The sequence below is a fragment of the Ruminococcus sp. genome, from assembly GCF_024691275.1.
Lineage (GTDB): Bacteria > Bacillota > Clostridia > Oscillospirales > Ruminococcaceae > Ruminococcus.
Map to the genome: position 1 here is coordinate 1 of NZ_JAILNU010000058.1, position 24,008 is coordinate 24,008.

A 24,008-nucleotide genomic window follows, 5' to 3' on the forward strand; every position below is an offset into this window, starting at 1 on the left:
TAGATCTCCATTGCTATTGCCGCTCCTTGTTCCTCCTGTACACAAGCTCTTTCTCTTATTATACAGGATTTTTATTTTAGTGGCTCATTTTTTTATTATCATTTTGAGGCTAACTGGCTCAGTTTTATTTTAGCATACATAGTTTTGCATAAAATCAGGTAACAATTTCAATTCTTTCAAAACGACAATTATTAAACTCAGGGACAGCATAATTATGAGAACTGTTATGACTACAATTGAGCGTTTGCGAAGATATATCAGCGTTTAAAAACATCTCAGGGGCGGCAGGGACATTATTTTATTGCACATCAATTTGCTGCCGCTGCTGTCCCTGTCAACGTAACATTTCAACGTTCTGAGGAAAAATGTGGGAGCAGTATCCTTATTGCAAATTGACCTGTTTTTAAATACATTTTTTGCCATTGCGCAGTACCGTTCCTTTCATTCCGCCTTGCGTGACGTGAGAGAAGTATTTCACAGCTCGATGCGCTAAGCCCCTCCAAGCTGTCGCGGCGCACTTAACTGCTGTGTATCACTCCTGCGCAGGATATTCAATTTTCAAGTTCCTGATTTGCCCCTCTACTTATAGGGAACTGGGAAGGGCGTTTTGCATACCCATTTCACATAATTTTCACATTGATTTGTATAGTTGTACAATCGTGTGTGCGTTTGCGGCATTCATATTGAACAAAAAAACAGTGCCTGCAACTATTTAAGTCACAAGCGCTGTATGGATCTCTATTATTTATTATGGGAACTAATCTTCATTTATATAAATGAAGACATCTTATTTTAATATTCACAACAATTAATCCAGGCTGTGCAAAAACGACAATTATCGCTCTTGATGTTGACTGCTGTGTGCAGTTATGATATAATGGTTGTAGCCTTTGAAAATTCACATCCTATCAATCATTACGAGGTGATTTTATGGTATATGAAGATAAAATAGTCATTGAGTCAGATGAAAGAATCGTTTCTACTTCAATAGATAAAATTGAAGTATTCGATAAAGGAACAGATACAACTACCGTTATTGATACATCAAAACACCTTTATTGTCCATATTGTTACCCAGATGAAGAAAGCTATGGTTTAAGCAATAAGTTCTTGGAATCAAAAATTGATTCTTTATTAAAAGATGATAATGATACAAGCTGGAAAGTCAAATATAACGAACTTAAACAAGCAGTTATTGAGGGGTATGATAAGATCATATTTTTCGATACTGTAAAAAAAGAAAGATATATTAATACATTAAGGAATGAATTGGTCACATATGACTTTGATGAAATAAGAAATGCTGTTTCTAATCTCATATCATTATTTGACAAAAACGTCGTTAATGATATCGAATTATATCTTTCGTTAAAAAACAATTACATAAGAAATAAAGAATCTATTCTTAGGAATCTTGTTCCATTAAATAATAGTTCTAATGAACGCAATATTCAAAGATTTCTTAAAAGATTTGGTATTGAGTATGATGATTTATACAGATATAAAAAAATGATTATTGGGTTCAGATATCAATTCTTATATAGTAATCCAAGCCTTCAAAAAGCAAACAAAGAAATAATAAAACCATTAGATGATGCAAGTAATATGCTTGAAAACTTCAAAAAGATTATTCAGCAAAGATATTCTCTCTCAGATTCTGATTCTTCGGATTTGGCTTGGCTACTATTTAATCAAAACCTGATGAGACTATACCATGATAAATGGCTTGAATACTGCGTATGTGGCGATATTGGTGACAGGAATTTAAAAGACTACATACAGGATTGTTATAATAATGATATGATCTCTCTTGGGAACAAAGAAGCTGTATCTACGTTCATCTATTACTATTGTTACAAGCTAAATGATCCTATTAATCAACCTGACATAAAAACCGTAAATGAAATTCTTTCTTGCATTGAAGAAGTGTCAAAGGATACATCTTTAAAATCAATGGAGAATTTGCTTTTCTCGTCTAATAGTTCAAGCAACAAAAAATTATTCACCTCAATTGACGATATTGATTTAATGGACGGAACTGAATTTGAAGAACTCATTGCCAAACTCTTTAGGAAAATGGGTTATGATGCGGAAGTAACAAAAGCTACAGGAGATCAAGGAGTTGACGTAATTGCAACTAAAAACGGCTTCAAATACGGCATTCAAGCAAAATGCTATTCTGGACAAGTTGGCAATTCTGCAATTCAAGAAGTTGTTGCAGGTAAAACATATTATTCCTTGAATAAAGCCATTGTTGTTACTAATAATTTCTTTACTAAATCTGCAATAAAACTTGCCGAATCAAACGGTGTAGTACTTTGGGACAGGAATATTCTCAAAGAAAAGCTTATGTATCTTAATCAGTAAATTATTCTTATGTATTAATGGAGGTAAAAAATGATAAAGCGAATAACTATAAATAATCTTTTTGGAAGGTTTTGTTATGACATTACTCTTAAAGACGGAGGTGTGACTATAATAACTGGACCAAATGGATTTGGAAAATCCACAATATTAAGAGTTATTGATGCACTTAGTAGTAAAAATTATTATTTTTTTCATCAAATTAAATTTGATGAAATTAAAATTGAATTTGATAATTGCGACTCATTTAAGGTGAAAAAAGAGAATAACTATATTAATTTTAATGGAATTATAGTCAGTAATAGAAAGTTAATGAGCGATGAAACTTTACTTGATAATTATAGTAGATTGATAAGAAATTCTTCTGAACACAAAAAAGATTTTTATATAGACCGTACAAATGAAAATAGTAATTTTTATGGTGGAATGTTAGATAATATTATAGCTAATAATAGCGTTTCCTTAAATTATTTAAAAACGCTGGATAGATATGAAAAATTGAACAACTCATTTGACAAATATAAAGTTGGGTGTGGAGAAGTACGTTTTATTTCAGAACAAAGATTAATAAAGAGAGAAAATATAAGGCGTGACGAAGAAAGAATCATAGATGTTATATCAGAATTGCCCAATCAACTAAAAGAAGAAATAAACATTGTTTATTCTGAATATTCAAAAGTTGCTAATTCCTTAGATGGTTCATATCCTAAAAGACTGTTTGCTGCAAAAGAAGGAATATCGAATGAGACGGATTTTAATGAAAAACTTGATGAGACAAATTCTAAGTTAAAGAAACTAATTAAATATGGCTTAGTTGACATGAAAATAATAGAAGACACAAGTTATACTGATAAATTTGCAGAAGCTTTAAAAATCTATTTTGATGATTTTACCAAAAAGTATGCTGTGTTTGAGAAATTAATAAAAAAACTTGATCTTTTTACACAGATTATCAATCAAAGATTGTCTTTTAAAGAGATAAATATTTCACGTCAAAAAGGATTTGAAGTGGTTGATTCAGATAATAAAGATCACAAATTAAGACTCTCTCAATTATCCTCTGGAGAAAAACAAGAGATAGTTCTATTTTATGATCTCATTTTCAATACAAAATCTGAATTGCTACTTCTGATTGACGAACCAGAGATATCTCTGCATATATCTTGGCAAAAAAAGTTTATGGATGATTTGTTAAAAGTTGCTGAAGATAATAATATTCAAATAGTAGTTGCAACTCATTCACCTCAGATTATTAATAATCATTGGGATATTCAAATAGATTTAGGAGATAAATATCATGAGCAACTCAATAAGGAATTATCTTGATAAAGAAACAGCAATTTCTGAGATCAGATTACTACTATACAGTGATTATGAGCATAAAAAATCATTTATTGTTGTTGAAGGTGAAGACGATTGCCGTTTCTTTAAAGGAAAATTAAACGAAGATGTGGATATTGTCGAATCTTTTTCTGGAAAGCATGGTGTCTTAGAGATTATATCTGAAATTAATGATGATAGAGTAATTGGGATACGAGATAAAGACTGCGATCCAGTAACCGAACATCAGAGAATGTTTTATTATGATTATTCTTGTCTTGAAGTAATGATGATTATGAATGATATGACTTGGCAATCATTATGTTATCAGTTTTATGATGGTGAGTTGAGTATTGACGAATTAAGATCTAAAATTTTTTATGATCTTAAATGGTTAACATTGTTTAGAAAACTTAATAGCGAAAGAGAATGGGGAATAAGGTTCGATGGCTTTTCATATTCAAATGCTTGGAATGAAAATGAATGCTTTTTTGATAACGAATTAGTATTTATTGAATTAAAGAATATCAATGCAGACAAACAAGAGGAGCGATTATTTCAATGCAAAACTGATGTTGACGGACACTTAGCTTTTTTCGATAATGACGATTTGCCATTCTTTACCCAAGGTCATGATTTTATTAACTATTTTAAATGTATCTGTGATGGAAGGAAAGGCATAATTATTAAAACTATTGGACAAGTATTAAGAGGTGCATACAGATTAGATGATTTTGAGAAAAGCCAACTTTATGAAAGATTAACCAATTATTCAGCAAACACAGGGGTTAGATTATTGAGAATGAATCAAAGTCGAACTTTTGTATAACTAGATATGATACATAATAAGCCGCCTCGTAAGAGACGGCTGTCTTCCTATTCGGTTTGATATTCTTTGATAAGGAAATCTTACGTTGCAAGGCGTTCCCTCTTTTAAAACAGTCCACTGGACTGTTTTAAAATTCACCCTTTGCGAAGCGCTTGGAGGTTATATGTGGGGCTTTGCCCCACACCCCACAAGGGCTGTCAGCCCTTGACCTGACCAAAGGAACACAGTCCCTTTGGAATCCCATTCATAGATAAATCAACTTTTTTGATATTACTTCTTGTTCTTTCTGTAGATGATAGCAAGTCCCTTTATAAGGAGGTTGTTATCGAGGATTATATCGCGCTTGCAGAGCGGCACGACAAGTTCCGAGAGACCGCCTGTAGCTACAGCAGTACACTTCTCGCCCAGCTCCTCCTCGATGCGTTCGATTATGCCGTCGAGAGCACTTGCGTTGGAGTAGAGTATGCCGCTTTTCAGGCAGTCGATAGTGTTCGTGCCGATAACATGGGGCGGAACTTCAAAATTGACCTTTGGGAGCTGAGCTGTACGTGCTGTGAGCGCGTCGGCAGCGACCTTCATACCTGTGAGTATAAGACCGCCGCGGTAGTTCTTCTTGCTGTCAACGACCGAGAGGGTCGTAGCTGTACCCATGTCGATGATAATGAGCGGAACGGGGTACTGATTTATAGCCGCAACAGCGTCAACAGCCTGATCGCTGCCCAGCTGCGCAGGGTTGTCGATGAGGATATTCAGACCTGTTTTCACGCCAGGGCCTGCCACCATGACTTCAACGCCGAAGAGCTTGCGGATAGCCTCCTTGACCGTATTTGTGACGGACGGAACGACCGATGACATGATAGCGTCGTCGATATCCTTTACATTGAAGCTGTTCATTTCGAGGATAGTCTTTATGAGTACGGCATACTCAGCGGCAGTTGCATTGTGGTTAGTGCTTATACGCTCGAAGAGCACCACCTTGTCATTGCTGTCAACACAACCGAAAACTACATTTGTATTGCCGATATCTACTGCTAAAAGCATAAAATGCCTCCTTATTGAGTTCAGTTTAGAGTCTTATCCGTGCGGAACGGCGGCAGAGGAAGTCCGTTCACGCCGAAAAGGTTCACATCTGCGTAGTTGATCCATTTGAAGCGAGCGGCGACAGGTATCTTCACCTCGTCGCAGGTCAGCTCGATGTACGGCAGAGCTACCTTTGCCTTTGCAGGGCAGAACACGCCGTCAGCGCCTGCAAGCTCGAAGCCGTCAAGGCAGTTTTCGTTCTTGCCGCCCAGACCCTTCTCATGATTTGTGAGCTTGATGAGCATGGTGCAGCCCTGTACCTCATAGCTTTCGTACATCGGCGGCAATGACATACTCCTGCTCATAAGACCATAGACCTCTGTCATAGCCTGCATATAAAGTCTGTGACCTACAGGAGCTTTGTCCGTAGGGTGGATATTGTTGAGTTCTCCGCAGTCCAGTGCGTATGCAATACCCGTATTGCGCACGGTGAGGTATACGTTCTCCTGAGCCTCACGTATATAAGCCCAGCTCTTTGTGTCGGGAACGTCATCGTATCTGAACATAGGCAGCTGAACTATCATGAACGGCAGTCCGCAGTCCTTCCACAGCTCACGCCAGTTCTCGATAAGAGCTTTCAGCAGGACTTCATACGTGTGCGGACGGTGGTCGTCGGACTCGCCCTGATACCAGAGCACACCTGCGAGAGTGTAGGGAGCTATCCTCTTGACCATAGTCTCATAAAGACCGCAGGGACGCATGGGGTTTTTTATGCCGTGAGGACCCGGGAAGCGGTTTTCGCCGCATCTTGCCACGACCTTGTCCCATTCCATACATGGGTCTTCCGCGAAGCAGTCAGCGACGTTCTTCTGCCATTTTTCCTGATATTTGCAGTATTCATCGTACTCCGCGATCATTTCCTCGTCGGACTTTCCTTTTATTGCTGCCTCGTACTCGTCGATATATGGACGCAGGCGGCTGTCCTGCACGAGGTACTGACGGTCTATCCATGCAGAAGCGGATGTGCCGCCCCAGTTGCAGCCGATAACACCGACGGTAACGCCGAGAATTCGGCTCAGCTCCTTAGCGAAGTAATAGCCCACAGCCGACCATGCCTGTGAATACTTTTCCGATGCGAGAGTCCAGCCCGTATCCTTTTCGGCTTCTGCGAGCTCGCTCTCTATGGGACATTTCGGCGTGTAGTAGTATCTTACGTTTTCAGCCGAACACTCTGCAAGCTCTTTTGCGCCGTTCTTGTCGTTGTGAAGCTCGAACTCCATGTTGGACTGACCGCCTGCCAGCCATACCTCGCCTATGGCAACATTATTGAATACCTTTTTTATAGCGCCGCATGACACCTCAAGTGTACAGGAGCTGCATTCCTTCGTAGGCGGCAGGACGGCTTCCCACGAGCCGTTTTTTATTACAGCGCGGGCAGAGATATCCTGTCCGAAAACGTGCAGGGTAACGGTTATAGCTTTTTCATTGTCGGTGCAGGTGCCGAAGATGCGGACATTCCTGTTTCTCTGGAGCACCATGTTGTCGCTGAAAACAGATGCGATCTTCATTTGCTGTCTCCTTTATTCGTTGACGGTTATGACGTTGTTGGCGTTGCAGAAGTCGATAAGGGTATAACGCGTCTTATCGGCAAATTCCGGCTTTGCCATGTAATAGACGTAGGTTTCGATGAGGTTGAAAAGCCATGCGGTCCTGCCCTCTATCTTGAACTGACTGAAGCCCATAGGCAGGTACTTGTCCCATATATCATCGGGCCTTATGTTGGTACTCAGGTCGCGTACATCGAAGATGTTCCGCGTAAAGAACGGGCAGTTCTGATCCTTGCCGTCGCCGAAGATAATAGGATCGTAGGGCTGGTCGGGGTATTTGCGCATATGGTTTGCATAGTTTATCTGCTGAACGCCCACGTTGTAGTAGTGCTGTGCTCTGTTTGGACAGGCAGGGCGGCAGTTTGAGTTCACAAGGAACTCGCACTTGTCCTTGTGGGGCAGCTTTTCAAGGATATCGAATTTATTGTTCAGGTCGTAATCGACCACGACTATGCTGTAGTCTTTTTCCAGCTCTGCGGCAAGTCTTTCGCCGTCGTCGAGGCGCTTGCAGGTAGAGCTTGTCAGCTTGAATTCCGGATAGTTTTTGCGGATATAGTCTTCGAGGAGAGGCGATACCACGATAGCTTCATTAAGACCGTTGTTTGCCAGGCTCATGACCATATTGCAGAACTTATCGTTGAGATGTTTCTTTTCAAGGGCAGGGTTTGTGAATGTGAACCTTACGGGTATGCCCTTTTCGTTGAAGGCATTGAGCACCATTTTCACGTACTTCTTATCGCACAGACCCTCCTGAGTTCTGCCGCCGTTCCATATGGACTGGGGAAAAGCACCGTAGAACGAAGCTATCTCCACATCGCGGAAGTACTGCGGGAACTGTTCGAGGACGGTTGCGAATATGAGATTGAACTTGAAATGGGTGTATATGCCCGGGAGATGGAATCTTGCTTTCATTTATCGTCCCACCTTATTTATCAATACGGATTATGCCGTTCTTTTCGAGGTTGTAGAGCAGCATAAGACGGGCTTCGTCACGGCATTCGGGCTTCACCATGTAGTAGAGGTAGTTCTCGGTGAGGAATACTCTTCCTGCCATTCTGCCTTCGATCTTGAACTGTTCAAAGCCCATAGGTATGTACTTATCCCAGATATCATCAGGACTTACATGATTAGCGAGCTTTCTTATATCAAAGGCGTTTCTGCCGTAGCATTCACAGTGAATAGTATTTGCCTCGTTGATCTCATAGTATTCATTAATATCGAAAGGCGTTGTCTTGCCGCTCTTTACGTATTCGTTATAAGCTATGGAGAATTCACCGATAAGGCGGTAGTGCTCCTTACGTCTTTTGCATTTTGGGTTGCAGAGGGTATTGCAGAGTATCTCCACTCTGTTTCTGTCCTCTGCGGGTATCTTTTCGAGGAGATCGAACTTGTTGTTCAGGTCGTAGTCGAGGACGACGATATGGTAGTCCTTTTTCAGCTCGTTGATAGGGCCGTCGATAGTATCAAGGCGCTTGCAGGTAGAGCTTGTGAGCTTGTAGTTCGGGTACTTATCGCGGATATAGTCCTCAAGGAGCGGTGAATTGACGATGACCTCGTTCATGTCGTTATAAGCGAGCTCCAGTATCTTATTGCAGAACTCATCGTGGAGGAGCTCCTCGGTGATGCATGGATTTGTGAAAGTAAATCGGACAGGTATGCCGAGGTTGTTGTATACTCTCAATACCTGTTTTATGAAGCCCTCGTCGCATCTGCCTATTACGCTTCTGCCGCCGTTCCAAGCTGCGGGCGGGAATGTACCGAAGAACGAAGCTATCTCAGCGCCCTCACGGAAGTAATCGGGGCAGTTTTTAAACATCTGAGCGAATACTACATTAAATGCAAAATTTTTGGAAATACCCGGTAAATGGAAACGTGCTCTCATTTTCTGCCTCCTGACTCGTACTGTATAACGCCGTTGGCATCGAGGTTGTAGAAGAACATCATTCTTGCCTCGTCGCGCAGTTCGGGCTTTGTCATGTAGTACATATAACATTCGATGATGTACAGATTGCCTGCTGTTCTTCCTTCGAGCTTGTACTGCTCGAAGCCCATAGGTACGTACTTTCCCCATATAGCATCGGGAGTGATATGGTGTCTCAGTCCCGTGGTCTGGTAGAGGGTACGCTCACGGCAGCCGCACTTTATTTTATTGGTGATGCTGTTGTCGGTATAGTCGTTGATGTCGAAGGGTACATCAGGGTGTTCTTTTAGGTGCTGGTTGTAGTATATCATCTGCTGACCTATGAGGTCATAGTGCTCCTTGCGCATTTTGCAGCCCGGGTCGCAGCAGGCGTTTGCGAGGAGCTCCACCCTTCCTCTGTCCTCGGGAGGGATCTTTTCCAGCAGGTCGAAGCGGTTGTTCAGGTCGTAATCGAGAACAACGATGCTGTAGTCCTTTTTCAGCTCGTTAATGGGACCCTCTATGCTGTCGAGACGCTTGCAGGTAGAGCTTGTGAGCTTGTAGTTGGGGTAGGTCTTGCGGATATAGTCCTCAAGGAGCGGAGAATTGACGATAGCCTCGTTCATGCCGTTATCGGCAAGGCGCATGACCATGTTGCAGAACGGGTCATAGAGATGTTCTTCTTTCAGAACGGGATTAGTGAAAGTGAATCGGAGCGGTATGCCCATATCGTTGAAGGTCTTGATGACAGTTTTAACGAAGTTCTCGCTGCACTGACCGCCGATAGTTCTGCCGCCGTTCCAGATGGAAGGCGGAAAAGCGCCGTAGAAGGACGCTATCTCAACTCCCTCGCGGAAGTAATCGGGACGAGCTTTGAGCATATGTGCAAAAACATAGTTGAGCTTGAAGTGTTCTGTAAAATCGGGTAAATGGAACCTGACTTTCATATTATCCCTCCTGTTATTTGAAAGTTAGCGCACCCGTATTCTCCATTGATTTCAGCAGCGTGAAACGTGCTTCGTCACGGCATTCGGGCTTTGCCATATAGTACATATAAGTTTCGAGTACATTGATAGGGCTTGCAGTCCTGCCCTCGATCTTGAACTGTTCAAAGCCCATAGGCACGTATTTTTCCCAGATATCATCAGGGGAGATATGTGTGCGCAGACCTCTTATCTCGAACAGACCTCTCTGTGAGTAAGGGCAGTCGCGGAAGTGGTCGGGGTCGTATTTTGAAGCGTCAAAAGGCAGGTTGGGGTATTTTTTGATATGCTCGTTGTAGGCTATCTGCTGAACGCCTATGGAGTGATAGTGTGCAGAACGGCGAGGACAATTAGGCTCGCAGCAGGCATTTGACAGCAGCTCGATGCGAGGTCTGTCCTCCGCAGGTATCTGCTCCAGAAGCTCGAACCTGTTGTTAAGGTCATAGTCCATAACGACGATGTGATAATCCTTTTTCAGCTCTTCAAGAAGTCCCTCGATAGAGTCAAGGCGCTTGCAGGTAGAGCTTGTGAGCTTGTAGTTCGGGAAGTTCCTGCGGATATAGTCCTCCAGCATAGGCGACATGACGATAGCTTCGTTCAAGCCGTTGTTGGCAAGATTCAGCACCATATTGCAGAACTGATCGCTGAGGTGCTTCTTTTCGAGAGCAGGGTTAGTGAATGTAAATCGGAGCGGTATACCTCTGTCGTTGAAAGCCTTTATAACGTGCTTTATGAAGGTCTTGTCGCACACGCCGCCCTGAGTTCTGCCGCCGTTCCAGATGGAAGGCGGGAAAACTCCGTAGAACGAAGCGATCTCAACGCCCTCGCGGAAGAATTCGGGACGGTGCGTGAGCATTTCGGCAAACAGCAGATTAAGCTTGAAATTTCCCGAAAAATCAGGAAGATGAAAACGTACTCGCATTATATTCTCCTTAAAATTCAATAAATTGTCAGTTGAGCTGTTTGTAGAGGAACGCCCTGCAAGAGAGATCGTCCCTTAACGGGCGGATAATATCCGCCCCTACAACGGGACGACGAGGATGCCGTCCCCTGCAAATATAAATTTAATCTATGCAATCGCCGCGCTCAGAGGCTATCTCGTAGCCTGCGGACTCTATTCTTCTTTGCAGACAGCCGCGGCACTCGGCAGCTTCTTCGCCTGTGCATATCTTATTGTCGTAGAGGTCGTACTTCTTGCGCACCTTTACAGGTGAAAGGTTCGGCATTACAACGTTGCAGCCCGTTTGCAGACCCAGCTCCCTGCCGTTTGGAGCGATAGTGCCCAGAGCAGTTGTAGCGGGCAGGAGCACCTTCGGGAACATCAGTCGGAGTATTCCGAGAAGCCGCAGGGTAAGTTCAAGAGTGCCGCCTTTTTCTTCTGCGAAAGGCGTATTATGGTGGGGTACGAAAGGCCCTATGCCGATCATCTGGGGTTGAAGCTCCTGTAAGAAGCGAAGGTCAGCCACGATATGTTTTGTGGACTGATAAGGAGCTCCCACCATGAAGCCCGCGCCCACCTGATAGCCCAGTTCTTTCAGGGCAAAGAGGCAGTCCTTGCGGTTTTGCAGGCTCATCTCCTTTGGGTGGAGCTTGCTGTACAGCTCCTGTGAAGCAGCCTCGTGGCGGAGCAGGTATCTGTCCGCGCCGGCCTCCTTCATGCGCCTGTAGCTCTCGAAAGAACGCTCACCGAGGGAGAGCGTCACGGCGCAGTCGGGGTACTTTTCTTTTATCTCGGATATAACAGAGCACATGAGATCGTCCGTGAAGGAGCCGTCCTCGCCGCCCTGCATAACGAAGGTGCGGAATCCCAGTCCGTAGCCGTTTTCGCAGCAGCTCATTATCTCCTCGCGGGACAGTCGGTAGCGATCAGCGTCCTTGTTGCTGCGGCGGATACCGCAGTAAAGGCAGTCGTTCTTGCAATAGCTGGAGACCTCGATAAGTCCGCGGAGAAAGACCTTTTTCCCGTAGTTTTTCTGTCGTGTCTCGTCGGCGTATCTGCGGAGGAGTTCGGCAGCGTCCCTGTCATCGGTCTCTATAAGTGCAGCCAGTTCCTCATCGGAGAGGTCTGAGGTATTGCGGAGTTTTTCAACGATATCAGTCATATCAGCCGCCCAGCCTTATCATTTCGTCGATGCATTTTCTTGCCTGTGCAATGAGCTCGTCGTCCATGAGAATCTCGAAAGCGTCACCGTCGCCGCCGCCGATACCAACGAGAGTGTTGTATATATCGGGGAGAGTGGTGAGCTTCATATTGTGACAGACAAGGTCACGGCTAACGGGGTAGAACTTCTTGTCGGGACAGTCGTACTGAAGATGCTCCACGATAGAATTCTCTGTGCCGATGATGAACTCTTTCTTGTCGGACTTCTTAGCGAAGTTCATGATGCCCGTAGTTGAGCCAACGTAGTCTGCAAGCTCGACCACCTTTGGAGTACACTCGGGGTGTACGAGGAACAGCGCGTCGGGGTGCTCCTCCTTAGCAGCGAGCACCTCCTTAGTGGTTATCCTTGCGTGAGTTGGACAGCCGCCATGAAGGAGCTTGATATCCTTGTCGGGGCACTGCTTTTTGATATAGTCGCCGAGATTGCAGTCGGGGATAAAAAGTATCTTGTCGCTGTCGAGAGCCTTGACTATTTTCAGGGCACTTGACGAAGTGACGCATACATCACAAACGGTCTTGAGAGCAGCTGTGGTATTGATATAAGCAACAACAGTACGGTCGGGCTCCTGTGCGCGAACAGCGCTTATCATGTCTCTGTCCATCTGTTCAGCCATAGGGCAGCCTGCGTGTTTGTTGGAGAGGAATACGCGCTTCTGAGGCGAGAGCATCTTGGCAGTCTCAGCCATGAAGTGGACACCGCAGAAGAGGATATTCTCCTGTGAAACGCCCTTTGCGTCAACGCTGAGCTTGTAGCTGTCACCGACGAAATCGGCTATTTCGCATATCTCACGCGCCTGATAGCAGTGTGCGAGTATAGCGGTGTTTGTCTCCTTTTTTAGCTTTATGATCTGATCCTGTAATTCACGAACGTTCATGATGAAAACTTCCTTTCGACTTGCGGGGGCGGTGAATAATGATCCAGCCGTCAGCTAATGGCTAAGGACTGTGATTATAATTTGCCCATTTTATTGATTATACCACAAATATGATATAATTTCAAGTAAAAAAGAAACACCTCTGTCCGCAGTGAACAGAGGTGTATGAACATTGTCAGAATATTTTTTCGCTTATCGCCTGAAAGACTTTATAGAGCACAACTTTCTCATCGGGAAGGACTCTTGAGCTGCGTACCAACAGGTCCAAAGCGCCGTTGGTGTCCATAGCGGTATCGTTCAGCACGATTTTTTTACCATTGGCAAGGAACAGTTTCATGCGCATACGCTGCTCGATATAGGCATTTTTGTGCCTTCTTTTGTAGCGTTCTATCTTGACATCTGAGATATTGCTGAATGGAATGATCTTATTTGAAAAGAGGTGTTTTATTGTAATGTTATCATCATTGATAGTGACAACGGTGCGGACAGTTTGTGCGACGAAAAAGAAGAGCATACCTACGATACCTAAGGCTGTGGTACACATGATATTAAAATGCATTCCCCTGATAGCAGAATAATAAGTAGCGGTGAATAAGAGTAAGAAGGCAGCGATAAACCATAAAGCGGAGCTTAATTTTTCGTTTTTTATCTTGTAAGACATAGAGCATCTCTTTTCTTGTTATTTATCCGTGTCGAAAATGTTTTTCAGCTGTATCTCCACCCATACAGCCGATATCATCACGGCTGCGAACAGGAGTATGAGCACCGCGAAGCAAAGTTTCGGCAGCATGAACAGGCAGGCGATAGTCAGAACAAAAGCAGCTATACCGATAATGCTCCAGATATTGCCGCATTTGCTGTTTGCAAAGCGCCATGTATCGTTGTTTGCCATAGCTCTTGCGGTTTTGAAGCCTATGGAATGATCTTCGGTGTTGTCCGCGTATTTTTTCATACATAGACCGCCCAGCATGATGCTGAGTGAAACTATGATATTGACGATAATAACAACGTCCATGATTTATCCTCCCATATAAAATACAGGGGCGGATAGGATCCGCCCGCTGTATATACTTGCAATATTTTACAGAAAGATCTATTACAGTTCGCTTTCTGCAATGACTTCAACTTCTACAAGTACACCCTTAGGCAATGTTTTTACAGCCACACAGCTTCTTGCAGGGAGAGATGTGAAGTATTTGCCGTATATCTCGTTGAATGCTGCAAAGTCGTTCATATCTGCAAGGAAGCAGGTAGTTTTTACAGCCTTTGCGAATGAAGAACCTGCTGTTGCGAGTACAGCACCGAGATTCCTCATGACCTGCTCGGTCTGCTCCTCGATAGTCTGAGCGGTGACGGTATTTGTAACAGGGTCGATAGCGATCTGACCGCTTGTGTATACCATTCCGCGTGAAACTATTGCCTGTGAGTACGGTCCCACGGCTGCGGGAGCTTTTTCTGTGTGGATCTTTATCATGACTTATTCCTCCATTGTATTAATACTTCAGACTCGGAAACCTCATCGCTGTCATCTTCGTCGTCCCAGTCGAAGCTCCATGTGTCCTCGCTTGCCTCGCCCGTATCAAAAGAGATATAGCCGAAGCATTCTTCGGTGCCTGACTGTTTAAGGAGGAGCATATATGTATCGTAAGGGCAGTCCACGTCATTTACGGTCATATGAGTTGTTGTCTTGATAAATGCACAAGGTCCCTCATAGTCCTTATCAGCCTTGCAGCTGAATACGCCCGTATATTTTGAAGTGTCAAAGCCGCTGCCTTCGATACTGAAAATATTTGCTTCTTCCTTTACGCCTTCTTCGTTGAGCTTGTAGTCCTTTCCGCAGAAGTGAAGCGTTCCGTCCTCTGATACAGTAAGAGGATCTTCCTTGAGCTTATCGTCGATATTTTTCAGATCATCGGGGTAATCTCCCATATATGCATGACCTGTTTTGTGATAAGTTCCTGCAATATCCTTTATGCTGACAGGGTCGGCAGTTTCCTTGTCCTTTTGGCTTGTGGTATTTTCTTTGGCGCTGTCTTCAGCGTCGTCTTTTGCCGCAGTAGTTTCATCTGCCACGGTAGTTGCTTCAGCTTTGTCTTTATTGTCCGCATTTTTTTCCTTGTCAGCGCCGCACCCCACGAGCGCTGCTGCGAAAATAAAAGCTGAGAGTCCCAATAATCCTTTTTTCATTTTATATTCTCCTTGGATCGGTAAGAAATTTTTTTGGGTCAATCGACGATTTACGTATCTCTTATTTGACAGTGGGGATCGCCGTGGCTGCCCTTTAAAGCGGACGATATGTCTAAAGCACTGTCATCATCGCCTTTTTCCGTGATCTGCAATGAATATAAATTATATGAATAGTCCTCATCACCGGAATGTGTGTCCCATTGTGATATTGTCAGAAATGCAGGACCTTCATAATCCTTATCCAGACATTTTCTTGAAGTTAGTGAGTAGACATTTTTAGAATATTTGTCGAAATCGAATCCGCTTCCCTCAATACTGTAGACTATTAAGTCTTTATCAGAATATTGCGGCTTGATTACGCCCTCGGGGATAAGCTTATAATCCTTTCCGTTGAAATGGAGCGTTCCGTCCTCTGAGATAGTTGCAGGGTCATCTTCGCTTGCGTCGATAATTTTATTGGCATCTATATCAGGGTAACCGTCATTGATTGTGCCGAAGCCTGTCAAGACTAATTCACCTGCATACTCTTTTATGTCAGGAGCGCTTTTAGAAACGATGTTGTCTTCCTCAGCGGTATTCTCTTCTACGGTAGTTATTTCAATGTTGCTATCAATGGTTGCGGACTGTATACTATCAGCAGGATTCTCTGCAACAGTAGTTGTTTCAGCTTTGTCTTTATTGTCCGCATTTTTCTCCTTGTCAGCGCCGCACCCCACGAGCGCTGCTGCGAAAATAAAAGCTGAAAACCCAAATAATTCCCTTTTCATGATATATCTCCTTGAAGTTTAGCGAAATATTTGTATCGTGAGTATATGCATATGATAATCTTTTTGCTGAGATTTGTCAAGAGGATAAAATTAAAAAATCATCCCAAATCCTGCAACATATATACATCAGCATATTATGATATATTTTCACATTACACAGCATAACTCTTTCACCGACTGCAACGAGATCTTCTCGTGATACGGGGAGATATGACACTTTTGAATTATCATGAGCTATAGAAAAAAATTATAATCAAGGATAGAAAATATCATTCTTTGTAATGTTTGGAGAGTGAAAAAGTGGGTGAAACGGAATGTACATATTCTGAAAAACTATAGATAGGTTCGCTTGAACTTGTGACGAGAATCAAAGAACTTCAAGTATCCTTTTGGTCATCTCCGTGCAGGTGAGAGGCGTACCCTTGTCCGTTCCCATAAGGTCAGTTGTTCGGCAGCCGTCGTTCAGCACCTTATCCACAGCAGCTTCGATAGCATCGGCTTCCTTTGCGAGTCCGAAGGAGTATCTTAGCATCATAGCTCCCGAAAGTATGGTAGCTATAGGATTGGCAATATTTTTACCTGCAATGTCAGGTGCTGAGCCGTGTATAGGCTCGTAAAGACCGCGCTTTGACGCTCCCAGAGAAGCCGAAGCCAGCATACCGATAGAGCCAGTTATCTGTGATGCTTCATCTGAAAGTATATCTCCGAACATATTGGACGTTACAATAACGTCGAACTGACGAGGGTCGCGGACGAGCTGCATAGCGGCGTTGTCCACGAACATATCCGTATAGCTCACTTCGGGGTATTCCTCAGCGAGCTTGTGCGTAGTCTTGCGCCAGAGCCTTGATGTTTCGAGGACATTAGCCTTGTCGATGCTGCAAAGTCGCTTGCTGCGCTTTACAGCGGCTTCAAAGGCGGCTCTGCCGATGCGCTCGATCTCGGTGACGCTGTAAGCCTCGGTGTCGTAAGCCTCGTGACCGTACCTGCCCTCGCGGAAGCCGCGGTCGCCGAAGTAGATACCGCCTGTGAGCTCGCGGACGATGAGTATATCAAAGCCGCCGCCAACTATCTCGTCTTTCAGCGGAGAAGCTGCTCTCAGCGCAGGGTAGAGCTTTGCAGGACGGAGATTCGTATACAGTCCCAGTGCGGAGCGTATCCCGAGGAGAGCCTTTTCGGGGCGGATATCGCCTGCGAGGTCGTCCCATTTCGGACCGCCCACAGCTCCGAGAAGCACACTGTCAGAAGCAAGGCAGCCGTCCACGGTCTCCTGCGGCAGGGGCATACCTGTTGCGTCGATAGCGCAGCCGCCGATGAGATAAGGCGTGAAATTGAATTTATGTCCGAACTTATCTGCTGTCTTTTCGAGCACTGCAACGGCGCTGTCCACTATTTCCGGGCCAATGCCGTCGCCCTTTAAAAGAGCTATGTTGAACTCCATATTAGTATCTCCTTTTTTAGTTGAGAGTATAAAGCAGTGTAGGGGCGCACAACATCGACCGCGACACGGCTCACTGATTATTTGACGGTTTTGAGACAGTTCTCGCCGCGTTCTATAGCCACGATACCCGTGCGGCACATCTCCATGATGCCGAAGGGTTTGAGAAGCTCTATAAATGCGTCGATCTTTGAAGTCTCGCCTGTAAGCTCGCAGGTGAGAGAGGTCGGGGAGTAGTCCACAATCTTTGAGCGGAATATCTCAACGGCAGTCATTATGTCCTGACGCACGTCAGCCTTGTTTCTGACCTTTATGAGGAGAAGCTCGCGTATAACGGTGTCCTTGTTGTCGAGGACCTCGACTTCCCTGACATCGTGGAGCTTCTGGAGCTGCTGTAGGATACGCTCCTTTATGTCCTCGTCGCCGTGGAAAGCGATAGTGATGCGCGAAAAGCCGCTTGATTCGGTCTCACCCACGGTAAGGCTGTCGATATTGAAGCCGCGGCGCGTGAACATACCCGATACTCTTGAAAGCACACCTGAAACGTTTGCAACTATAACTCCTATAACATACTGATCCATTAATGCCACCTCACTTTATTTCCGTTATCATATCGTTTATAGAACCGCCCTGGGGCATCATAGGAAGAACCATTTCGTCGCTGTCCACCATGCAGTCTATAATGAAAGGCGTATCGCAGGAAAAGGCTTCGTCCGCCAGTTTTTCCAGCTCGGACAGTGTGGAAGCTCTGCCCCCCTTAGCGCCGAAGGCTTCAGCCACCTTTACGAAATCTGTCATGCGGTCGAAGGTAGTGCTGGAATAGCGCTTGTCGTAGAAAAGGGTCTGCCACTGACGAACCATACCCAGAACATTGTTGTTCATTACAACGATCACCACGGGTATCTTCTGAGTTACAGCCGTTGCAAGCTCATTGAGGTCCATGCCGAAGCTTCCGTCGCCTGTAAAAAGAACTGTTTTTCTGCCTGTAGCTATGGAAGCGCCGATAGCTGCGCCAAGTCCGTAGCCCATAGTGCCCAGACCGCCGCTTGTTATGAAGGTACGGGGCTTTTTGAAGGGATACCGCTGAGCAGTCCACATCTGGTGCTGACCCACATCGGTAGCGATGAGAGTATTTTCGTCAGCTCTTGCACTGACAGTATCGACTATATCGTATGGACTGAGCTCGGTTCGGCTGCTGCGCTTTTTTCTGGCGAGCTTCAGCGCGGAATCGGTGCGTTTCAGCTCCTCATCTTTGAGCTGAGCGATGCACTCCAGCCACTGAGGGTGTTTTTTCTCCTCGACCATGAACAGCAGCCTTTCAAGGGAGTCCTTTATATCGCTGCGGATAGTGAGGTCGGCGGAGATGTTCTTGTTGAGCTCTGCGCCGTCGATGTCTATGTGGATAATACTGTGAGTTCTCTTGATATGTTCCGTATTTCCTGTAGCACGTTCGCTGAAACGCACACCGAGAGCGATAATGAGATCGGCTTCGTTTTTAGCCATAGAAGAAGCAAAGTGTCCGTGCATACCCTGCATACCGAGGAAGTGCGGCTCGTTATGGGGAATAGCCGAAAGTCCCATGAGAGAGCAGCCCATAGGTGCATCAATCTTTTCTGCGAGAGCTTTTACCTGCTCGGAAGCCTTGCCTGTGATGACACCGCCTCCGAAGTAGATATAAGGCTTTTCACAGCTGTTTATCATATCCGCAGCCATTTGCAGCTGCTTTTCCGAAGCAAGAGTGAGGGGATATGGGATAACAGGCTGAGTATTGGCTTCAAATTCACACAGAGCAGTCTGAACGTCCTTGGGTATATCCACGAGGACAGGGCCCGGGCGGCCTGATTTGGCTATTTTAAAGGCTGTGCGGAGAGTATCCGCAAGCTCGTTTATGTCCTTGACGATGAAGTTATGCTTTGTTATGGGCATGGTTATGCCGACGATATCGACTTCCTGAAAGCTGTCCCGACCTATCTGGTCGCAGGAGACATTTCCCGTGATAGCCACCATAGGAATAGAGTCGAGGAAAGCCGTAGCTATTCCTGTTACGAGGTTTGTAGCACCAGGACCCGATGTAGCTATGACCACGCCCACCTTGCCTGTAGCACGGGCATAGCCGTCCGCAGCATGAGCAGCTCCCTGTTCGTGAGCGGTAAGTATCTGTTTTATGCGGTCGCGGGCGGTATAAAGCTCATCAAACAGATCTATGACCTGACCGCCCGGGTAGCCGAAAATAGTGTCGCAGCCCTGCTCGATGAGGGTCTCAACGACAATTTTTGCACCTGATATTTTCATATTAAAACGTCCTTTGCTTTGGTGTAAATATGGATTTTTTGCAGGGAACGCCGCCCTCGGCGTTCCCTGCAATTATATCACTCCATTGACGATAGACTGCATAAGTCCGCCGTTTTCGATAATCTTCTGGACAAATTCGGGGAAAGGAGCTGTTTTGTATTCCCTGCCTGTGGTGAGGTCGCGGATAATGCCGTTATCGAGGTCTGCTTCCACCTTGTCGCCCTCGCTTATCTCCTTGGCAGCCGCAGGACATTCCACGATAGCAAGACCGATATTGATAGCGTTGCGGTAGAAGATACGCGCAAAGCTCCCTGCGATGACCAGCGATATACCGCTTGCCTTTATAGCTATAGGAGCGTGTTCACGGGACGAGCCGCAGCCGAAATTCTCGCCTGCGACCATGATATCGCCCTGTTTTACGCGGTTCACGAAGGACTTGTCTATATCCTCCATGCAGTGGCTCGCAAGCTCTGCGTGGTCGCTGGTATTGAGGTAACGTGCAGGGATAATAACGTCGGTATCCACGTTGTCGCCGTACTTTATAACATTTCCAGTGTATTTCATACTCCCATAACCTCCCATGGACTTGTTATCCTGCCTGTTACAGCGCTTGCAGCCGCTGTTGCAGGACTTGCAAGGTACACTTCTGACTCGGGGTGACCCATACGTCCCACGAAGTTGCGGTTCGTAGTGGCAACAGCTCTTTCGCCTGCTGCGAGGATACCCATATATCCGCCTAAACAAGGGCCGCAGGTAGGGGTGGAGACTACCGCGCCGCACTCGATGAATGTGCGGATAAGTCCCATTTCCATAGCGTCAAGGTATATCTGCTGAGTTGCGGGGATAACGATAACGCGGACATTTTTCGCGCATTTGTGTCCCTTCATTATCTCGGCAGCGGCAATGAGGTCTTCGAGTCTGCCGTTGGTACAAGAGCCGATCACCACCTGATCTATTTTCACTTCGCCTATCTCGGAGAAGGTCTTGGCGTTTTCGGGAAGATGCGGAAAAGCTACGGTAGGCTCTATTCCCGAGAGGTCGATATCTATGATCTCATCATATTCCGCATGGGGGTCAGCCTTGTATATAACAGGCTCTGCGCCGCCGTGTTCGCGGATATATTCGAGGGTGATGCCGTCCACCTCGAATATGCCGTTCTTCGCGCCTGCTTCGATAGCCATATTCGCAATGCAGAGGCGGTCAGCCATAGTCAGTGAGGAAAGTCCCTCGCCTGTGAACTCCATAGAGCGGTAAAGCGCTCCGTCAACGCCTATTTTTCCGATTATGTGGAGAATAACGTCCTTGCCTGAAACGTATCTGCGGAGACTGCCTGTGAGGTTGAACTTTATGGCTGAGGGAACTTTGAACCACGCCTTGCCTGTAGCCATTCCGCAAGCCATATCTGTTGAGCCCACACCTGTTGAGAAAGCTCCGAGAGCGCCGTAGGTGCAGGTGTGTGAATCAGCGCCTATAACTACGTTTCCTGCGCTGACCAGTCCTTTTTCGGGGAGCAGAGCGTGTTCGATGCCCATTTCTCCCACATCATAAAAATGAGTGATATCATTTTCATTGCAGAAATCGCGGCACATCTTGCACTGCTCGGCGGCTTTTATGTCTTTATTCGGAGCAAAGTGATCCATGACCATGGTGACTTTGTTTTTGTCGAACACGCTGTCTTTTGCGAGCTTGCGGAACTCCTTGATAGCTACGGGAGAGGTTATATCATTTCCGAGGACGAGGTCGAGGTCTGCGAGGATAAGCTCTCCTGCGCTGACGGACTCTTTTCCCGAATGAGCCGCAAGAATTTTCTGCGTCATTGTCATTGCCATATTTTCACACTTCCTTTATCATGCGGTTTTGAGCATATTATTTACAGCGCTGACAAGAGCCTTGACTGAAGATGTTATGATATCGTTGTCGATACCCGTTCCCCAGAAGCTCCTGCCGTCCTTTGTGACTATCTCCACATAGGATACAGCCTTTGAAGCCGAGCCCACTTCAAGGGCGTGTTCGGAGTAGCTGTTTAAACTGTAGTCTGCGCCTGTATACGAGCGTACAGCGTTGCTGACAGCATCAAGACGACCGTTGCCCGTATCGGTAGCAGTTACCTTTCTGCCGTTGTAATCGAAGCTTATAGTCGCTTCGATGCCGTTCCGCTGTATGAAGTGGGTCTCGCTGATGTTGATAGGAGCTGTTATATCCACATAATTGTTCTTGAAGATATCGTAGACCTCGTCGGGGAGAAGCTCCTTGTGCTTGCGGTCGGAGATGCCTTTGACGAGATAGCCGACGTGCTCGCGCATCTTCTTAGGCAGGTCGTAGCCGAAGCGTGTTTCGAGGATATAGCCTATGCCGCCCTTGCCCGACTGACTGTTGATGCGGATAACGTCTGCGGAGTACTCTCTTCCGAGGTCGGCAGGGTCGATAGGGAGATACGGTACTGTCCAGTAACGGTCGTGTCCTTCTTCGCGCCATTTCATACCCTTTGCGATAGCGTCCTGATGAGAGCCGCTGAAGGCTGCGAATACCAGCTTGCCCGAATATGGCTGACGTTCGTAAATACCCATGCGGGTCAGGCGCGAGTAAGTCTCGGAGAGTGAAGGTATATCGCTGAAATCCAGATCAGGCTCAACGCCTTGCGAGTACATATTCATAGCGAGAGTGATTATATCCACATTTCCTGTGCGTTCGCCGTTGCCGAAAAGAGTTCCCTCAACTCGCTCTGCACCTGCAAGGAGTCCGAATTCCGTATCTGCGACAGCACAGCCGCGGTCGTTGTGGGGGTGGAGCGATACTATGACGTTGTCGCGGTATTTCAGGTTCTCGCACATATACTCCACCTGATTTGCGTAAATATGCGGCATTGAGAGCTGTACCGTTACGGGGAGATTGATTATGACCTTGTCGTCGGGAGCAGGCTGCCACACATCGAGGACTGCATTACAGATCTCTAAAGCGAAATCGGGCTCTGTGCCTGTAAAGCTCTCGGGAGAGTACTCAAAGCGGAAATTGCCCTCGTATTTCTCGCGGTACTCCTTGCAGAGCTTGGCTCCGCTCACCGCGATATCTATTATCTCCTCTTTGCTCTTGCGGAAGACCTGCTCACGCTGAGCTACAGATGTGGAGTTGTAGAGGTGTACTATAGCGTTTTTGCAGCCCTTGAGCGCCTCGAAGGTCTTTTCGATGATATGCTCGCGGGACTGGGTGAGCACCTGTATGGCAACATCGTCGGGAATGAGATCCTGCTCGATGAGGGTGCGGCAGAAGTCGTATTCTGTCTCGGAAGCAGCAGGGAAGCCGATCTCTATCTCCTTAAAGCCGATATCCACCAGCTTCTGGAAGAATTCCAGCTTTTCGCCGAGACTCATGGGGATCACGAGAGCCTGATTGCCGTCGCGGAGATCGACGCTGCACCATTGGGGAGCTTTGTCGATATAGGACTTCTTTGTCCATTTCATTTCGGTCTGCGGTGCTTCAAAGAACTGTCTTGTGTACTTGTTGACATTATTCATATAAAAACCTCCATTCCGATCCGTTTGCTCAATGCAGGAGGGTAATAAAAAAGTCTCCTCCATGCGCTGGCATGGAAGAGACGAAGTTTTGATAATACTCCGTGGTACCACTCTTCTTGATGTAAGAATTACACCCACTTATCCGCGTCGGATCAACGCATATCTCTGTAACGGGAGCGCCCGTCCGAGCCTACTTGAAGCGCTGCTTCTTTGGGTCGGCTGCTCGGGGAGGAGTTATTTCTCATACATGGGTACTGCCTTTCACCAAACGGCAGCTCTCTGTGAAGCATGGCAAGAGTTTTTATTCCCTTCATCGCATTTTTAAATATTATAACGTTATTATACACGGAAAATCCAACTTTGTCAAGACCCTGCCGAAATTTTGCAGCGTTGCCGCTCGCTCACAGCACAATTGTATGATGAAACACTGTGCAGGGACGACCATTGGTCGTCAGCGGATACATCAGTTATGCATTAAACAGGGGCTTTACTGCCGCAGTCGGGGCAGAAATTAGTGCTGCATTCTCTGCCGCAGGAGCATTTCCACGGCTTCACGGGTGCTTTTGCACCGCACTCGGGACAGAAGTTGGTACTGTTCTCCTGTCCGCATACGCAGCGCCATTTATTGCCGTTCCATGCGGGAACAGCCTTGTTTTCGGCAGCCATGCGGAACATTTCCATGCCGTTTGTCATATACTGCAAGCCCACAACGGGGAAACCGAATATAAACATAAGCGTCACCTCATTATCTGT

The 24,008-nt window shown here is 45.8% G+C and carries 23 protein-coding genes and 1 other annotated feature; of the genes, 3 read left to right on the top strand and 20 right to left on the bottom strand.

The window, feature by feature from the left end; genetic code table 11:
• Positions 1–930: 930 nt before the first annotated feature.
• Genes K6G33_RS06670 through K6G33_RS06680 form a run of 3 tightly spaced genes read left to right on the top strand, consistent with a single transcriptional unit; the run spans position 931 to position 4,513 of the window.
• Positions 931–2,367, top strand: coding sequence for a restriction endonuclease (locus tag K6G33_RS06670; RefSeq protein ID WP_296777582.1), 1,437 nt, complete (start codon positions 931–933; stop codon positions 2,365–2,367).
• Positions 2,368–2,397: 30 nt separating this feature from the next.
• Complete coding sequence (locus tag K6G33_RS06675) at positions 2,398–3,690, top strand: AAA family ATPase (protein ID WP_296777584.1); 1,293 nt, start codon at positions 2,398–2,400, stop codon at positions 3,688–3,690.
• Positions 3,662–4,513, top strand: coding sequence for a hypothetical protein (locus K6G33_RS06680; RefSeq protein WP_296777586.1), 852 nt, complete (start codon positions 3,662–3,664; stop codon positions 4,511–4,513). Before K6G33_RS06675 ends, K6G33_RS06680 begins: the two co-directional genes overlap by 29 nt.
• A 270-nt stretch (positions 4,514–4,783) precedes the next feature.
• Here K6G33_RS06680 and K6G33_RS06685 read toward each other — a convergent pair whose 3' ends face one another.
• The 20 genes from K6G33_RS06685 to K6G33_RS06780 all read right to left on the bottom strand — a co-directional run bounded on the left by K6G33_RS06685 (position 4,784) and on the right by K6G33_RS06780 (position 23,987).
• Positions 4,784–5,554, bottom strand: a complete 771-nt coding sequence (locus tag K6G33_RS06685) for a type III pantothenate kinase (RefSeq protein WP_296777588.1) — start codon at positions 5,552–5,554, stop codon at positions 4,784–4,786.
• A gap of 20 nt (positions 5,555–5,574) precedes the next feature.
• Positions 5,575–7,101 carry a sialate O-acetylesterase gene (locus tag K6G33_RS06690; RefSeq protein WP_296777590.1) on the bottom strand — a complete coding sequence of 509 codons (1,527 nt, stop codon included), beginning with the start codon at positions 7,099–7,101 and terminating at the stop codon, positions 5,575–5,577.
• A gap of 12 nt (positions 7,102–7,113) precedes the next feature.
• Complete coding sequence (locus K6G33_RS06695) at positions 7,114–8,052, bottom strand: hypothetical protein (RefSeq protein ID WP_296777593.1); 939 nt, start codon at positions 8,050–8,052, stop codon at positions 7,114–7,116.
• Between the two features lie 13 nt (positions 8,053–8,065).
• Entirely contained in the window at positions 8,066–9,022 is a 957-nt protein-coding gene (locus tag K6G33_RS06700) for a hypothetical protein (RefSeq protein WP_296777595.1), read from the bottom strand.
• Entirely contained in the window at positions 9,019–9,987 is a 969-nt protein-coding gene (locus K6G33_RS06705; RefSeq protein ID WP_296777597.1) for a hypothetical protein, read from the bottom strand. The genes K6G33_RS06700 and K6G33_RS06705 overlap by 4 nt, the downstream gene beginning before the upstream one ends.
• Before the next feature lie 13 nt (positions 9,988–10,000).
• Positions 10,001–10,945 carry a hypothetical protein gene (locus K6G33_RS06710; protein ID WP_296777598.1) on the bottom strand — a complete coding sequence of 315 codons (945 nt, stop codon included), beginning with the start codon at positions 10,943–10,945 and terminating at the stop codon, positions 10,001–10,003.
• Positions 10,946–11,087: 142 nt separating this feature from the next.
• Positions 11,088–12,125, bottom strand: coding sequence for a [FeFe] hydrogenase H-cluster radical SAM maturase HydE (gene hydE, locus K6G33_RS06715; RefSeq protein WP_296777601.1), 1,038 nt, complete (start codon positions 12,123–12,125; stop codon positions 11,088–11,090).
• Between the two features lies 1 nt (position 12,126).
• Positions 12,127–13,059, bottom strand: coding sequence for a quinolinate synthase NadA (gene nadA / locus K6G33_RS06720; protein ID WP_296777602.1), 933 nt, complete (start codon positions 13,057–13,059; stop codon positions 12,127–12,129).
• Positions 13,060–13,234: 175 nt separating this feature from the next.
• Positions 13,235–13,720, bottom strand: coding sequence for a hypothetical protein (locus K6G33_RS06725; protein ID WP_296777604.1), 486 nt, complete (start codon positions 13,718–13,720; stop codon positions 13,235–13,237).
• 18 nt (positions 13,721–13,738) lie between these two features.
• Entirely contained in the window at positions 13,739–14,074 is a 336-nt protein-coding gene (locus K6G33_RS06730; protein WP_296777607.1) for an SdpI family protein, read from the bottom strand.
• An 81-nt stretch (positions 14,075–14,155) separates the two neighbouring features.
• Entirely contained in the window at positions 14,156–14,533 is a 378-nt protein-coding gene (locus K6G33_RS06735; RefSeq protein ID WP_296777609.1) for a RidA family protein, read from the bottom strand.
• The gene (locus tag K6G33_RS06740; RefSeq protein WP_296777610.1) at positions 14,530–15,246 is read right to left on the bottom strand and encodes a hypothetical protein; all 717 of its coding nucleotides are present in this window, start codon (positions 15,244–15,246) and stop codon (positions 14,530–14,532) included. Before K6G33_RS06740 ends, K6G33_RS06735 begins: the two co-directional genes overlap by 4 nt.
• A gap of 50 nt (positions 15,247–15,296) precedes the next feature.
• Entirely contained in the window at positions 15,297–16,013 is a 717-nt protein-coding gene (locus K6G33_RS06745; RefSeq protein ID WP_296777612.1) for a hypothetical protein, read from the bottom strand.
• A gap of 367 nt (positions 16,014–16,380) precedes the next feature.
• Positions 16,381–17,454, bottom strand: a complete 1,074-nt coding sequence (leuB, locus tag K6G33_RS06750) for a 3-isopropylmalate dehydrogenase (protein ID WP_296777614.1) — start codon at positions 17,452–17,454, stop codon at positions 16,381–16,383.
• Between the two features lie 77 nt (positions 17,455–17,531).
• Complete coding sequence (gene ilvN / locus K6G33_RS06755) at positions 17,532–18,032, bottom strand: acetolactate synthase small subunit (RefSeq protein ID WP_173450313.1); 501 nt, start codon at positions 18,030–18,032, stop codon at positions 17,532–17,534.
• A gap of 10 nt (positions 18,033–18,042) precedes the next feature.
• Entirely contained in the window at positions 18,043–19,743 is a 1,701-nt protein-coding gene (gene ilvB / locus K6G33_RS06760; RefSeq protein ID WP_296777619.1) for a biosynthetic-type acetolactate synthase large subunit, read from the bottom strand.
• A gap of 72 nt (positions 19,744–19,815) precedes the next feature.
• On the bottom strand, positions 19,816–20,307 hold the full coding sequence (gene leuD / locus K6G33_RS06765) for a 3-isopropylmalate dehydratase small subunit (protein WP_296777621.1): 492 nt from the start codon (positions 20,305–20,307) through the stop codon (positions 19,816–19,818).
• On the bottom strand, positions 20,304–21,572 hold the full coding sequence (gene leuC, locus K6G33_RS06770) for a 3-isopropylmalate dehydratase large subunit (protein ID WP_296777624.1): 1,269 nt from the start codon (positions 21,570–21,572) through the stop codon (positions 20,304–20,306). Before leuC ends, leuD begins: the two co-directional genes overlap by 4 nt.
• An 18-nt stretch (positions 21,573–21,590) precedes the next feature.
• Entirely contained in the window at positions 21,591–23,255 is a 1,665-nt protein-coding gene (locus tag K6G33_RS06775) for a 2-isopropylmalate synthase (RefSeq protein ID WP_296777626.1), read from the bottom strand.
• Positions 23,256–23,328: 73 nt separating this feature from the next.
• Positions 23,329–23,578 (bottom strand) — a binding site (T-box leader).
• A gap of 151 nt (positions 23,579–23,729) precedes the next feature.
• Positions 23,730–23,987 (bottom strand): hypothetical protein, encoded by a 258-nt coding sequence (locus tag K6G33_RS06780; RefSeq protein ID WP_296777628.1) that lies wholly within the window; start codon positions 23,985–23,987, stop codon positions 23,730–23,732.
• Positions 23,988–24,008: the final 21 nt, after the last annotated feature.